Raw genomic sequence first — 15661 nt, forward strand, 5'->3', positions numbered from 1 at the left:
AAATTAGGATTTTAATTTCAATCATCTATGCTATGATGTGCGCTCAACTATGGGGATGTTATTGGCTTCGACGCTGGTGATGAAACTTATAGATGCATGCCGAGAGCGCATTTTCTCTCGTAAATCAAATTTGCATTTTTTAGTCGCAAACGACGAAACTTACGCTCTAGCTGCCTAAGGGCAGCTTGTCCGCTTCACTGAATACTTGTGGTTAGTGAACCCGACTGTAGCGCACGCACACAAGTCCGTATAGAGCCAAGCCTCGGGGCTTTATACCAAACTAAGAGGATCGCGATTTGTACCCTGTTCGTCGGGTCACAAAGAGTTAAAATAGTAGACGATATCTAAGCATGTAGTATTCTCGAGTGTAGTGCTGGCGGACGCGGGTTCAACTCCCGCCATCTCCACCAAAATTGTAAATTAAACTTAATCAAAGTTAGATGAAGTTTAAGCATGAAAGCCTTGAAACGTAATAGTTTCAAGGCTTTTTTGTTGCCTATAACTCAGTAAAATTGATCACACCTAATCAAATATACTTGTTATACGTATGTTATACGCGTATACCCTAGCCAAGCAGTTTGATGAAAAGAGTACGGAAGCAGGGTTTAAGGCGGATGTTCAGAATCTCAATACCCAAAAAGCGAGTTAGTACCGCATTCGGAATGAAGATGGGGCAGTGAGTGAAAAATATGATTCAGAATAAAGTCATCGATCAGGTGTCAGAAATCTCTGTAAAAGCTGAGCTAAGAGTTTAGTTTTAAACTTGACCGCGGTTTACCACTTCCATTCTCTGTACTTCGAGGAGCAATGGAGCTTGAAGCAACAATTTTTAAACCGAGATCAGATGTTGGGATCGATGATGTTCGTGTCATTACATTTTCTGCCCAAGCATGGAGTCTGGTGCATGGCGTGAGTGTGTTGTTATTAAATGGACAGTTTCAGCATATTACTGAAAATGTTGGTGAATTGATTGATTCTATTTTTAAAAATCAAATGACTTTGGTTTGAGTAATAAAATTGTTAGTTGTAACGATTAGCAGAGATGTGAAGTGCGTAATTGATATTTTATAACTGTCGATATTTCAAATATCCTCCAATGTGATTTTGGCTGGTTTAGCTTGCCTAAGCTACTTTGCTAACTTTTTAATCAGATTAAACCTGATAATAATTATCATTATTGTTATTGATGCTATTTTTATATATTATTCACAGAGTTTTTAATAATGAATTAAGGTTTTCATGTTTAAGCGCGAAATTTATCTCTTAGGTTCTCTAACAATTGAGAATTGATCATAGTCAAAGAGGAGATGACTTAAAAAATTAGTGATGTTTGTGGTTATCAATCTTATTTCTGTCTTAAGTCTTCTTTCAAATCTCTCCCTTAAATAGAAATGACTATTCTCTCTAATCATCATTTCTCTCGGTATTTCTATGAATATTGAAGCGTCTGTGCCCTTGGCTTCCGCCAAAAGGGTCGCGAAAAAGAAGGTTGAACAATCATCATTGATTAAATATCGATTGATGATTTTTTCACGTTTTATCTTGGCAATTTTTGGTGGCTATTACTTTGCTGCGATTGCTGCAACGTTGATTGGTTTCTTGTTCTCAACTGAACCATCCAAAGCCAATGCCGTCTTTGCTGCAACCATGCTGGCTTTTGTGATTCATTGTGCCGTGTTCATTTGGGTATTTCTGGTCAACTCGACTTTGAAAGTCTGGTTAGGGATCATTTTTCCAAGTGTATTGATGACTGTGATCTATTGGTTTTTAAAAGGGTAATGTGATGCGTGTTGATGGTAAAAATGAAGGTCCACGCCAGTCGATGTCATGGTTGCATACATGGATCAGTTTGCTCTTAGGATGGTTGCTTTACGCGGTTTTTCTTACGGGTACGCTTAGTTTTTTCCAAAATGAAATTACGGTTTGGATGAAACCTGAATTGCATCAGTCTGTGAATAGTACTTCACAGCAACAACAACTGGGCTATGCATTACAGTATTTGCATCAAAATGGACAACCTGCCGAAAGCTGGAATATCCGTTTTGCCAATGAACGCCAACCCGCCATTATGCTCAATATTCGTAAGCCAGGTGAAGGTCGCCGTCGTGGTGGTGAAATATATTTAGATGCACAAACCGGGCAGGAAATTAAAGCCCGTGAAACGCGTGGCGGAGGCTTCCTATATCGCTTCCATTTTGAGTTGTATGGTATGCCTCGTATTTGGGGACGTTGGATCGTTGGTATCGCAACTTTATTCATGTTTGTGGCGATTATCAGCGGTATTATCACCCATAAAAAGATTTTCAAAGATTTCTTTACCTTCCGTCCAGCCAAAGGTCAGCGCTCATGGCTCGATGCACATAATGCAACAGCAGTGTTTGCCTTACCTTTCCATATTATGATCACCTTTAGTGGCTTGTTGCTGTTGATGTTTATGTTTATGCCATGGGCGATGAACAGTCATTATGGAAATGGTCAGAATTTCTATCAAATGCTGAATGAACCTGTTGCCAAAACGCCTGAGCAAGCACGTCTACTCGCAGAGCAAAAACAAAAAGAAGCAGCAGAAGGGCGTGGCAATCGAGGCGGTGGCCGTCGCGGTGAATCTGAACAATCAGTGCCAGTGCTTACAGCCGCACCAATGGTGAATTTGGTGACATTGAGTCAACAGGTTCAGCAAGGTTGGGGAGATAATCCGATTGCATCGATTCGAGTGAATAAACCAAATACGGTTGAAGCAGACGTGCAATTTAATGCAACCCGTACCACCACATTGCTTGATCGAGAAAGTATTCCTTCATTAAAGTTTAATGCTGTGACAGGACAACTGATTGATGAAGCCAAACCTGTTAATTCAACATCGAAGGCCATTTATACCTTAGTGACATGGTTACATATGGCACATGGGGTAGATTCGGTATTGCGTTGGTTATTATTTTTATCAGGGGTGCTGGGCACCATGATGGTGGCTTCTGGTCTGATCTTATGGGTCGTAAAACGGATTCCAGATGTACAAAAACTTGGTTATAAGCCTTTTGGTCACCGTGTGGTTGAGGCGCTAAATATTACGGCAATCACAGGTTTACCGATTGCCTGTGCAGCTTATTTTATTGCCAATCGTTTTATCCCAGCCCAACTCGCAGAACGTTCTCCGCTAGAGATTAATGTGTTCTTTATCGTATGGCTTGTGTGTTTAATTCATGCGGCTATCCGAGCCCATCGTCCTGCATGGCTGGAACAACTGGCTTTAGCAGCCGTACTGTTCCTGTTTATGCCGATTCTCAATTTCCTTACAGGCGGGCAGGCACTTTGGATGAGTATCTATCATGGACAATGGATGATCGCCAGTTTTGATCTGGTGTGTATTATTTTGGGTCTGATTTTTATCTATTCTTACTACAAGTTAAAGCGTTACCAAGGTTTAGCTGTGAAGCAGAAAAAACAGCCTAAAGCACAGATTACACAGGAGCAAGCATAATGGCAGCATTGATGTTGTGGTGTGTTGTTGTGGCGGCCTTGTCGAGTTTGGCTTGTGGAATGAGTAAGCATCAGCGCGATATTTTTACTGTTCAAATCTCTGCTAAAAACAGCCGACGCTTTGAAATTGCAGGCTGGGTGATTCTATTTATTTCTGCGGTGGTCACTATTTATTTTAAAGGTGCTTCGGTCGGTTTATCTGAGTGGTTGGGGTGTATCACCTTTGCTGCTTTGGCGGTGGGGTTATTATTAACGTATCAACCTAAAAAACTTTTTCAGGCGAATGTGATTGTGACTGTTTTATTTGGGCTGCTGTTGATTGTGACTTTGATTTAAGCTTTCGTTATATCGACGTTAAATAAAAAGAGGAAACGAAAGTTTCCTCTTTTTATTTGTGAATGAAATATAAGGCTAGTTTGGCTTACCAATCATATTTCAAACCCACTCTAAAATTGGTTGGCGCACCATAATAGCTATTGGTCGTAGCCAAATGATATTTCTCATTAAAGAGGTTATTTAAATTGAAGTTAACCAACAGGTTTTCATTGATTTTATAACGTGCCATTAAATCAACTAAAGCATAGCTGTCTTGTGTGAACCGAGCACCATTTGGTCCGCCATCTTGATAAATTTCACTTTGCCAACGAAGGCCACCGCCAATTGTCAGTGCTTCATCGAGATAAGGCAGGGTATAAGTGGTAAATAGTTTGGCCGTATTATTCGGGATGCTGGTATTTAAATTTTTGCCCTTGTTGTCCTGAGAGAGATTACGTGAAAAACTTGCAGAGACTTGCCATACATCTGTCAGTTTTCCTGTACTTTCGATTTCAAAACCACGGCTTTTTGTTCCAGATTCGGTACGATAAGCTTGAACTTCACTGCCGCTTGGACCGATGATTTTTACTTTATTGCCATTGGCGTCAATAACTTCTACCGCTTTGTTGTCTTCTTGGGTTTGATAAATGGCAGCTCCAATATTTAACTGATTGTCAAAGAAAGCACCTTTAATCCCCAGTTCGGTACTATTCCCGATCAGAGGCTCTAAATAGTTTGCTTGAATATCTACTTTATCTTGTGGAGAGAAAATGGTGGTATAGCTGGCATAGCCTGTCCATTGGTCTGTGAAGTCATAAGTGATACCGAAATATGGAATGACTTCGCCATTTTCTTGCTGTTTTTTATATGATGTGACTTCATCTGCGGTATTAAAGTTGCGAGTAACGCGTTGCCAGTTTTCTACGCGAGTACCCAAAATCACCGCCAGTGGATCAGTCAGTTTTAGACGTAATGCACCGAATACGGATTGGCTCTGATCATCACCACTGTAAGCGCCATCAATTATGGTCGCTGGGCGAGTTGGATTATGTCCATCCCAAGCAAAAATATTATCTAGATCGCCATCCCATGTCATGCCATTGTTCCAGCCAGAATAGGTTGGACGTTTATTTTTACTTTTAGCGTAAGTTGTACCTAAAACCATTTCATGTGTTTGGCTAAATAAGTCAAAAGAACCATTTAAAGTTAAGTTAAATAGATCTTGCGTTGGTTTATAATCCCAGCGGGTTGCATAGATCAAAGCTCCCGCGCCCGTTTGTTTATCAATACCGTTTGAATAGATATAACCGACGACTTCATCAGAGGCTGTAACTGTTCTTGAGGCAGTACCTTTGAGTTTCCAGTGCTGGTTAAATTGATGCTCTACATCTGCAAAATATGCAGTTGTTGTACGATTTGAATAGGTCCAGTCAGCAGCATTTGAATCCGAACGTGACCAATCAATTAGACTGCCATCTGTGTAAAATGAAGGTAAACCACCGCGGGCAATACCTGAAATATCCATTTTTTGATAGCTGACTCCTAAACTGGCTTTGGTTTTTTCTGTGAGGTCTGCTTCAACAACACCATAGGCAATTTCACGCTCTTCACTATAACGATCAAGATAAGAGTCACCTGTTTGATAGGCTAAAATGGTACGACCACGAACACTGCCCGAGGCATTTAATGGCGCTGAGACATCGACATCAGTACGATAAGTATCCCATGAACCAGCACTTGCGCTCACAGATGCTTTAAAATCTTGTAACGGTTTCTTTCGCACCATGTTGATACTGGCACTGGCAGAGCCTGCCCCCGTCATTAAACCATTGGCGCCACGTACCACTTCAACACGGTCAAATAAAGCAGTATCCTGACTTTGAAAAATACTGGTATACGAACTCATAAGCTTTACGCCATCGAGCAAATAGTTATCAACCGTTTGGCCGCGTGCATAAACAGGTGAGTTATCACTGCCGATGTTCCCCATTTGGTTAATGGTTAAACCTGCAGCTTGTGTAATGACATCGGTCAGTTGCGTGAGATTCTGATCTCTCATTTGTTGATTGGTGATCACGCTGACCAATTGTGGTGTTTCTTTTAAGCTCAAGGCTAAACCCGTAGAAGCTGTTGTTGCTTGTGCTGTATATGATCCAGAACCCTCTGTGGTGAGGTTGTTACCTTTATCAGCACTCAAATGAATGGTTGGTAATTGCGCTGCGCCAGATTGATTGTTGGTATTCGCTTCGGTCGCATTTGCCTTGGTACGAATCGTCTCTAATTGAACCACTTTAGGTTCAACAGCAGCCACAGTTTCTTTGGCTTGAATGCTATATCCAGCATTGTCAACTTTGACTGCTTCAAATGTAGATGGTTTAAGCAGTATTGCCAGAGCCTCATCTACAGCGTAATTTCCTTTGAGTGAAACACTCTTTATTTTTGAGAGCGCAGCAGTGTCATAACTAATCGTTGTACCTGTCTGAATGGCTAACTGCTTCAGTGCCTGATCCAGCGTGGTTTGTGCAATGCTAATACTGTGTACACTTGCAGCGTAGGTAGCGCTTGTTGCGATACTGCTGACAACGAGAGGCATCCCCCATAATATTGCACGTATCGCCAAAGCCAATCTACTTTTTGCCTGATAATCCTTCATGTGGTCTTCTCAACTGGGAGTGTGTTTCTCTATAAGTCGGATAAGATCGAAAAAAGGATCAAGTTTTTATCTTTTTTTTATTTTTAACAGATAAGGGCTGTAATAGCTCAGTTCAAGTTGATGGGTATAAGCAAGTGTTTCGAGGCTTTGTTGAGTATTATTCAGTGAAAATACCCCAGAAATATGGATGTTTTTCAACTCAGAATCTATGAGATAGGTTCCTTTTTTATAACGATACAGTTCATCCAGCACTTTTTGCAACGGCCACTGTTCGACGACTAACAATTGTTGCGTCCAATAAGGTTGATCATTTTCAAGTGGGATTGGCTTTGAAATTCTATTTCCATTAAAGAACGCACGTTGACCCTGTTGCAGAATCTGACGTTGGGGAGAAGTGTGTGGCTGGATGGCGATAGCATGTTGATATACTTTTACTTTGGTTTGGTCATTATGCTCTTGGCGAACGGTAAACTGGGTGCCTAATGCTTCAACAGAACCATCTTTGGTTTCAACCATAAATGGACGATGCTGAGGGTCTTTTGCAGTTTGAATATAAATTTCACCTTCAATCAGTTTAATTTGTCGAAGCTGCTGGGAAAAATTCACCTGAATATAACTATCACTTGCCAGAATCAGTTGGGAACCATCTTTTAATGGAATGGTTTTAATTTCACCGACCTCAGTATGATAATCAGATTGCCATTTTGTCCAAGGCATCAAATAAACAGCAAAACCCAGTACACATAGTCCTGAAAGACCGAACAGCATATTCCGTTTTGTCATCTGGTTAAATTTTTGATTGGACTGGACTAAAGATTCAGCGGGGAAGTTATTTGCAAGCCCTGTTAAGCCTTGGGTGAATTTTTCAATCTGCTGAATGGCTAAAGCGTGTTGTTTTTTTTCTATTTTCCATTGTTCAAATTGTTGCTGCTGGATTTCTGTCATTTCTCCTGAATGCAATAACACCAGCCAATCTGCGGCTGCATCTAAGACATGAGGAGGAATTTTAGATGGGTGAGACATAAGGGGCAGCAATTTCAGTGCGTTTAACTGACCTGATTATAAAGGCTTATGCAGGCCAAGAAAGCTTGTTTCATATCTCTTTTAACGGTCGCTTCAGAAATATTCATTTTTTCACCGATTGCCCGATAAGTCATCCCATCCAGTTGCGACATTAAAAAGACTTGCGCTGTACGGGTTGGAAGTTTTTCTAACATTAAATGAACCTGATACAAGGTTTCTCTGATACACACTTCATGTTCAGCAGATGGAAAGTATTCCTCGGGCAGTTGTGCCACGGCATCTAGATAAAGATGCTCCACATGCTGACGTCGCCAATGATCAATAATCACATGTTTGGCAATCCCCATTAGCCACGCTTGAGGCTCCTTAATTTTTTCAAAGCAATATTCACTTTTTAAGGCGCGATAAAAAACTTCCTGACTCAGGTCTTCGGACTGATGGTGGTGTTGGAGTTTATGTTTAAACCATGACAAGAGCGTCGTTTGTTGAGACCGATAAATTTCACTAAACCATAACTGTTTTTCTACATTCAGGTTCATAGCAGGAAGTCCACAAATTGGATAGGAGATGTGCAATTAAAAGGAAATATTTAAAAATAAGTTTAAATAATAATGATAATTGTTCTTAATATCAATAAAATTGTATACAAACTTTTACATAAAGAGATGAGCTGATTTTGATTGCCATTCGACTATCCAAATATAAGGGAACATTTTTTGTTTTCTATACCCGATTCCACCTTATCGATGCTTTTCGTTTGACCAAGTAGAGAATGTAATGAGTGAACAACACATTAATTTAGAACCGAAACCACATTCTCAGCGTAACAAAATCAAATGGTTGATTGGGTTCATCCTCTTGATGATCCTGATGGCATGGGGATGGAATTATTGGAAAAAATCTCAAGCTGAAAAACAAGAATCGTTTAGTCAGTGGCGTCAACCTGTTCCTGTGCGTGTGGTGGGTGTACAGCGGGGTGACCTGCAACTTGAGATTAAAGCGATTGGTACGGTTGTTCCTGCCAATATGGTCAATGTGCAAAGCCAAGTTTCAGGTGTACTGCAAAAAATCTATTTTCAAGAGGGGCAATACATTAAGAAAGGGCAGTTACTGGCACAGATTGACCCTATACCATTTCAGGTCGCATTGGCTCAAGCTCAGGGTACACAACAACAAAACTTAGCCCAGTTACACAATGCCCAAACTGAATTGGCACGTTATCAATTGCTATATAAACAGGACTCGATTGCCAAGCAACAGGTTGATCAACAACAAGCTTTAGTGAATCAGCTCAAAGGACAAATACAGGCCAATCAGGCACAGGTCGATGCAGCCAAATTGCAACTGTCTTACACTCAAATTTATGCGCCGATTGATGGTCGAGTCGGATTTCGTCTGAAAGACGCAGGTAATTTGATACAGGCCAATGACGCAACAGGTTTGTTGAGTATTACTCAGGTTCATCCCATCTATATTCAGTTCGCCGTAGCTGAAAACTATCTTGATATTGTTCGTGAAGCGTCTAAAAATAAACAAAGTATCCGTGTGAGTGCTTGGGATCGTGCAGAACAAAAACAGTTGGCGACAGGTTCGGTACAGGCATTGGATAATCAAATTGATCTCAATACAGGGACGCTTAAAGTTAAAGCCGTCTTTGCCAATGCTGATGATGCGTTATTTCCGAATCAATTCGTCAATGTCCGTTTAAATGCCAAGACACTGCATAATGCTGTGCATTTGCCGAGTGATGCCATTCAGTATGGGGCAAAAGGGACTTATGTTTATATTATCAATAAAGAAAATAAAGCCGAAGTTCGGATGCTCAAGCTGGGTATGGTTTCACAAGGACAAACGGAAATTTTTGAGGGCTTACAAGGCAATGAGCGTGTTGTCTTAGAAGGCATTGATCGACTTTCAGAGGGGCAGGAAGTCCAAGTTGTTCAGGATGATCATGCAAATCCAGCGCTAGCAAAAACTGTGACTGGATAATCAAATGAATATCTCAAGATTCTTTATCCTGCGACCCGTAGCCACCACATTATTGATGTTGGCACTGTTTTTCAGTGGCTTATTGGTCTGGCGTTTATTACCTGTGTCTGCCTTGCCGCAGGTCGATTATCCCATTATTCAGATTTATACCTTTCAACCTGGGGCAAACCCAGACACCGTCCAGCGCACAATGACCTCACCTTTAGAACGGGAAATGGGCAAGATCGCTGGCTTAAAGCAAATGTCATCCAGTAGTTCAGTCGGTGCATCGGTGATTACCCTGCAATTTGAGCTGAGTGCTGAACTGGGCATTGTTGAGCAAGAAGTGCAATCGGCTCTAAGTACCGCCAGCAGCAAATTGCCAAATGATTTACCGACACCGCCGATTTATCGCAAGGTCAATCCTGCCGATGTGCCTGTCATTACATTGGCGATTAGTTCAGATACATTGCCATTAACCACAGTCTACGACATGGTTGATACCCGAGTGGCGCAAAAGCTGTCACAACTTTCAGGTGTGGGCATGGTCAGTTTGGCTGGCGGGCAGCGTCCAGCGATTCGGGTACAGATGAATCCGAGTGCATTGGCAGCATTTAAGCTGAGTGCAGAAGATGTCCGTGCTGCGATTTCGGCAGCCAATGCCAATCAACCCAAAGGCAGTTTTGATGGGCCTTATCGTTCTACCATGCTCGATGCCAATGATCAGATGCGTTCCGTTGCAGACTATGAGAATTTAATTTTACGTTGGAATAATGGCGCACCGATTCGCTTAAAAGATGTTGCGCAAGTGATTGAGGGCAGTGAAGATCGTTATATGGCGGCATGGGCAGATAGCCAATCTGCGATTTTGGTGAATATACAGCGCCAGCCGAATGCCAATGTGATCGAAGTGGCAGATCAAATTAAAAAAATATTGCCCGAGCTGCAACAAAACCTCCCAGATAACGTGCATATCCGTGTGCTGACTGACCGCACCGAAAGCATTCGTAGCTCCATTAAAGACGTACAAAAAGAATTGGTTTTCGCCGTTTGTTTGGTGGTGCTGGTTACATTCTTATTCTTACGCAATTTTGCCGCAACCCTGATTCCCAGTGTTGCCGTGCCACTGTCGATTATCGGCACTTTTGTGCTGATGTATTTCCTCGGTTTCTCGGTCAATAATTTGACTTTAATGGCGCTGACCATTGCCACAGGCTTTGTTGTAGATGATGCCATTGTGATGCTAGAGAACATTGCACGACATCGGGAGTCAGGGGAGAGTATGTTACAGGCGGCTTTAAAAGGCGCTAAAGAAATTGGTTTTACCCTGATTTCACTCACGATTTCCCTGATTGCAGTTTTGATTCCTTTATTGTTTATGAGTGATGTGGTTGGTCGGCTGTTTCATGAATTTGCCGTGACATTGGCCGTTGCGATTGCGATTTCGCTGGTGGTTTCCCTGACACTCACCCCAATGATGTGCGCCTATCTACTCAAAGACTCGGCAAAGCATACAGAGAAAACGAGTCGATGGAATCTTGATCGTGTGATTGGGCACTATGCAAAATTACTGCAATGGGTGTTGCGACATCAAGCCTTGACCCTAATGGTAATGTTTGCAACGGTGGTTTTGGCAGGACTTCTATACTGGTTTATCCCTAAAGGCTTTTTCCCTGTGCAGGACAATGGTGTGATTCAAGTGGTAACTGAAGCACCAGATCAGATTTCTTTTCAGGCGATGAGTGAACGTCAACATGCGTTGGCAGAGGTCATTCTAAAAGATCCTGCGGTGGCCAGTTTGTCCTCATTTATTGGTGTAGATGCCAATAATCCCAAGTTAAGTAATGGACGTATTCTGATCAATTTAAAACCGCATGCTGAACGTGATCAAGCCGCTGAAGTGATTGCTCGGTTACGTGAAGACTTTGTTCAAGTTCAGGGGATCAAAGGTTGGATGCAACCTGTACAAGAGTTGAGTATTGAAGACAAAATTAGCCGTACCCAATATCAACTGAGTTTGACTGCACCGAAAGCCCAGCTATTAGAGCAGTGGACACCTAAACTGGTACAGGCATTGACACAACATACTGCATTTGTAGAGGTCACCAGTGAAGATTCGGGGCAGGGTTTACAAGCTTATATTGAGGTCAATCGTGATGCAGCAGCACGTCTAGGTCTCAGCGTTGAAGACATTAGTTTGGCTTTGCAGAATTTATTTGCGCAGCGCCAAATAGCGACTTTATATACCCAGTCAAATCAATATCGAATTGTACTGGAACTAGACCCTAAATTAACTCAAGGCATTGAAGCGCTTAATCAAACCTATATTCATAACAAACAGGGACAGGCAATCTTGTTGAGTTCGGTTGCGACTATTGCGCAACAACATGCACCGATTATTTTACAGTACCAGTCTCAATTTCCTACGGTTGGGATTTCGTTTAATTTGGCCAAGGATGTCTCCTTAGGTGAGGCAATTCAGGCGATTGAGCAGGTTCAGCAAAGTCTTGATTTGCCTCCTGAGCTAGATTTGCAATTACAAGGCGCGGCAGCAGCATTTAAAAATTCTCAGCAACATACCTTATGGTTAGTGATTGCCGCGATTGTGACCATGTACATTGTTTTGGGAATGCTTTACGAGAGTTTTATTCACCCGATTACTATTCTTTCTACTTTGCCCTCCGCGGCGATTGGTGCTTTGCTGGCACTGTTTATGGTCAATCAACCGCTGGATATGATTGCCCTGATTGGGATTATTTTATTGATTGGTCTGGTCAAGAAGAACGGCATTATGATGGTTGATTTTGCCTTGGCTGCCCAGCGCAATCAGGGCCTATCTGCTGAACAGGCGATTTATCAGGCTGCACTATTACGCTTTCGCCCCATCCTAATGACCACACTGGCCGCATTGGTTGGTGCAATTCCGTTGATGTTGGCTTCAGGTTCAGGCGCTGAGTTACGCCAGCCTTTAGGGATTGTGATGGTAGGCGGTTTATTGGTGAGTCAGGTTCTCACCTTATTTACTACGCCTGTGGTGTACCTGTTCTTTGATGGTCTAAAGCAGAATCAAGATGAACCTGTTGTATCAGGTCAGGCAGGCACATTCGAATGAACCTGCTGTCTATTTTTATTCATCGCCCTGTTGCCAGTATCTTGCTTGCAACTGCCATTATTTTACTTGGGGTATTGGCTTATTGGCGCTTGCCTGTTGCAGCATTACCACAGGCAGATATTCCAACGATTGTGGTACGGGCTAATTTACCAGGCGCAAGCCCCGAAAGTATGTCCGCAACGGTGGCGACCCCTTTGGAACGTGCCATGATGGGGGTATCTGGGGTAAAAGCAATTAATTCATCCAGTAATCAAAGCTCGACACAGGTGGTTTTACATTTTGATTTAAATACCGATATCAATGAAGCGGCACGTGAGGTTCAGGCTGCGATTAATGTGGCAATGTCGCAGTTACCGTCAGGTATGCCAAGCCCGCCCGAATATTTCAAAATTAACCCGAGCCAAAGCCCCATTTTCTATTTGGCGCTGAGTTCACCACAGCTTTCAGCGGGTAAGCTATATGAGATTGCATCCAATCAATTACAGCCTAATCTGGCACAGATCAGTGGTGTCGGTGAAGTGGAGATTGATGGCGCCTCCATGCCTGCCGTGCGTATTACCATTAATCCAAATGCCCTGATCTCTATGGGCGTTTCTTTAGAGCAGGTGCGACAGGCGGTTGCGAACAGTAATGTGGTGCAAGCATTGGGTGTGGTTGAGCAACAACAATTGCGTTGGCAAGTGGCGCTCTCAACCCAGTTAAAAACAGCTCAGGATTTTGCCAATCTGGTGATTAAGCAAACTGATGCTGGCGTGGTACGTTTAAAAGATATTGCGGAGGTGACGGACTCAGTTGAAAACCGTTATGTCAGTGGTTTTCATAATGGTCAACCTGCTGTTATTTTAAAAATCAGTCGTCAACCGAATGCCAATACCATTGCTACCATTGATCAGATTAAGGCCAGATTGCCTGCATTAAGCCAGTTAATTCCCAGTGATACGAAATTAACCGTGGTGATGGATGGCTCGAATATTGTTCGTGCCAGTTTGAGTGAAGCACGGGATACCTTGATTTTCTCCATGTTGTTGGTTGTGATCGTGGTGGTATTGATGTTAGGCCGATTGCAAAGTGCCGTGATTCCAGCGATGGCATTGCTGGTCACCTTGGTTGGTGTTTGTAGTCTGATTTATCTGGCTGGTTTTTCTCTCAATAATCTTTCGATTATGGCGATGATTGTCGCGATTGGTTTGGTCGTAGATGATGCCATTGTGGTACTGGAAAATATTGAAAGGTATATCGAACAGGGGTGTGCTCCACTCCAAGCGGCTGTAAAAGGTATTCAGGAAGTTGGTTTTACCTTGATCGCCATGAACTTGGCATTGATGGTGATTTTCCTTTCTGTTTTGTTCATGGGTGGTGTGATTGAACGTTTGTTTAGAGAATTTTCACTGACCTTGGTCTTTGTGATTGTGCTCTCTGTATTTGTTTCTCTTGTTTTAACCCCGAGCTTATCGGCACGTTGTTTAAAGCCTTTAAGCAAGCATCAACCGCAAAAACTTTATCGCTATAGTCATGACCTTATTCAAAAGCTAACCCAGTCTTATATTGGTTCTTTAAGGTGGGTGTTAAAGCATGGCTATCTCATCGTGGTGTTGTGGTTAGGCGCAATCATTGCCTCGGTCTATTTATATGATTTACTGCCCAAACGTGTGTTACCCGAACAAGATACAGGGCGTGTTGGGGCATTTATTCGAGGTGATGATGGTTTCTCTTTTCAAGTTATGCAGCCCAAAATCGCTGCTTTTACTCAAGCCCTGATTGCTGATCCTGCGGTTCAGGATGTGGTGGGTACCTCGGGTGGCGGTGGCGGGATGACCAACTCATTCCTGATGGTGAGTCTTAAACCGAAAGCCGAACGAGATGGATTAAGCTCCAAAGAAGTTGTCGAACGGTTAAAGCGCAATGCACCTTGGCAGGCAGGTGCCGTTTTTTCTGCCAGTGTAGAACAGGATTTACAGTTGGATGATCCTTTTGCCAGTGGCAATGCTCAGGAATATTTACTCTTGCTGCAATCGGATAATGTGAGCTTGCTGCGTGAATGGGCGCCTAAAGTTGCCGAAGCCATGAAAAAACTGCCTGAATTAGACGAAGTCGAGACACAGGGCGATGAGGGAGCACAGCATGTCACGCTGGATATTGATCGTGAAGCAGCAAAGCGTTTAGGTGTCGATATTGACGGTATTGCCAGTGTACTCAATAACTCCTTTTCACAGCGTCAGATTTCCACCATTTATGATCAGAATGATCAGTTTCATGTGGTGATGGAAGTAGATCGTCGTTTTACCGAACATCCCGAAGCATTGGCAGATGTCAAAGTACCCAATCAGCAAGGTGAGTCCGTGCCTTTAAGTAATTTCACCACATGGTCTTATGGGATCAGTAATGACCGTATTTATCGTCGTAATCAATATGCAGCAATGGGTGTTGGGTATGTGGTGAAGAACGGTTATAGCTATGAACAGGCTGATGCCGCGATTCGGAGCGTATTGCCCAAGATTATGTTGCCTAAAGAGATTTTTATAACCACAGATCGGGATGTAGAAAGTGAAAGCCTACAGGCAGGACTCAGTACACCTGCTTTGATTGTTGCAGTGATCATGCTGATTTTTATTGTTCTTGGTGTGACCTATGAAAGTGTTGTGCATCCATTTACGATTCTATCGACCATTCCAACGGCTGCTTTGGGGGCTTTATTCAGCTTATGGCTGTTTAACATTTCGTTTAGTCTGATTGCTTTATTAGGCCTGTTTTTACTGATCGGGATTGTGGTGAAGAATGCCATATTATTGATTGATTTTACCATCCAACAGCGTCGTCAAGGTCATACAGCGATGGATGCCGTTATTGCGGCAGCGACGTTACGTTTTCGTCCTATCCTGATGACCAACACGGCTGCTTTATTGGGGGCAATTCCACTGGCATTAGGTTGGGGAGAGGGTGCTGAAATGCGCCAGCCTTTAGGTATTGCCATTGTCGGTGGACTGGCTTTGGGACAACTTTTAACCTTGTATACCACACCTGTGATGTATTTAATTTTGGAAAAAATCGCTCAGTTGTTTAAAAACTTGATGATGAAAATTAATGTTTTTCATTGGAGCAAATAGGAAGTCTTT

General features: G+C 42.6%; 10 protein-coding genes and 1 other RNA gene. 8 read left to right on the top strand and 3 right to left on the bottom strand.

From position 1 onward, the window contains the following. The first annotated feature begins 51 nt into the window (after positions 1-51). The 5 genes from ssrA (at position 52) to MMP72_RS07525 (ending at position 3813) form a co-directional block, all read left to right on the top strand. Positions 52-410: a transfer-messenger RNA gene (gene ssrA, locus MMP72_RS07505) on the top strand. Positions 411-807: 397 nt separating this feature from the next. Then, entirely contained in the window at positions 808-1008 is a 201-nt protein-coding gene (locus MMP72_RS07510) for a WHG domain-containing protein (RefSeq protein WP_241315984.1), read from the top strand. A 423-nt stretch (positions 1009-1431) separates the two neighbouring features. Next, on the top strand, positions 1432-1779 hold the full coding sequence (locus tag MMP72_RS07515; RefSeq protein WP_241315986.1) for an iron transporter: 348 nt from the start codon (positions 1432-1434) through the stop codon (positions 1777-1779). A gap of 4 nt (positions 1780-1783) precedes the next feature. After that, a complete protein-coding gene (locus MMP72_RS07520) occupies positions 1784-3478 on the top strand; it encodes a PepSY-associated TM helix domain-containing protein (RefSeq protein ID WP_241315988.1) in 1695 nt (564 codons plus the stop codon). After that, positions 3478-3813, top strand: coding sequence for a DUF3325 domain-containing protein (locus tag MMP72_RS07525; protein ID WP_241315990.1), 336 nt, complete (start codon positions 3478-3480; stop codon positions 3811-3813). The genes MMP72_RS07520 and MMP72_RS07525 overlap by 1 nt, the downstream gene beginning before the upstream one ends. 85 nt (positions 3814-3898) lie before the next feature. Here MMP72_RS07525 and MMP72_RS07530 read toward each other — a convergent pair whose 3' ends face one another. From MMP72_RS07530 to MMP72_RS07540, 3 genes are all read right to left on the bottom strand, one after another. Continuing rightward, positions 3899-6445, bottom strand: coding sequence for a TonB-dependent receptor (locus tag MMP72_RS07530; RefSeq protein ID WP_241315992.1), 2547 nt, complete (start codon positions 6443-6445; stop codon positions 3899-3901). A gap of 66 nt (positions 6446-6511) precedes the next feature. Then, positions 6512-7468 (bottom strand): FecR domain-containing protein, encoded by a 957-nt coding sequence (locus MMP72_RS07535; RefSeq protein ID WP_241315994.1) that lies wholly within the window; start codon positions 7466-7468, stop codon positions 6512-6514. A gap of 23 nt (positions 7469-7491) precedes the next feature. Continuing rightward, positions 7492-8007, bottom strand: a complete 516-nt coding sequence (locus tag MMP72_RS07540) for a sigma-70 family RNA polymerase sigma factor (protein WP_241315996.1) — start codon at positions 8005-8007, stop codon at positions 7492-7494. 238 nt (positions 8008-8245) lie between these two features. Between MMP72_RS07540 and MMP72_RS07545 the strand changes: the two genes are divergently transcribed. From MMP72_RS07545 to MMP72_RS07555, 3 genes are read left to right on the top strand one after another with little or no spacing between them, the layout of a single operon-like run. Continuing rightward, positions 8246-9457 (top strand): efflux RND transporter periplasmic adaptor subunit, encoded by a 1212-nt coding sequence (locus tag MMP72_RS07545; protein ID WP_241315998.1) that lies wholly within the window; start codon positions 8246-8248, stop codon positions 9455-9457. 4 nt (positions 9458-9461) lie between these two features. Then, complete coding sequence (locus MMP72_RS07550; RefSeq protein ID WP_241316000.1) at positions 9462-12548, top strand: multidrug efflux RND transporter permease subunit; 3087 nt, start codon at positions 9462-9464, stop codon at positions 12546-12548. Further along, entirely contained in the window at positions 12545-15652 is a 3108-nt protein-coding gene (locus MMP72_RS07555) for an efflux RND transporter permease subunit (protein ID WP_241316002.1), read from the top strand. Before MMP72_RS07550 ends, MMP72_RS07555 begins: the two co-directional genes overlap by 4 nt. Positions 15653-15661: the final 9 nt, after the last annotated feature.

The organism is Acinetobacter sp. NIPH 2699 (assembly GCF_022549355.1).
Classification (GTDB): Bacteria; Pseudomonadota; Gammaproteobacteria; order Pseudomonadales; family Moraxellaceae; genus Acinetobacter.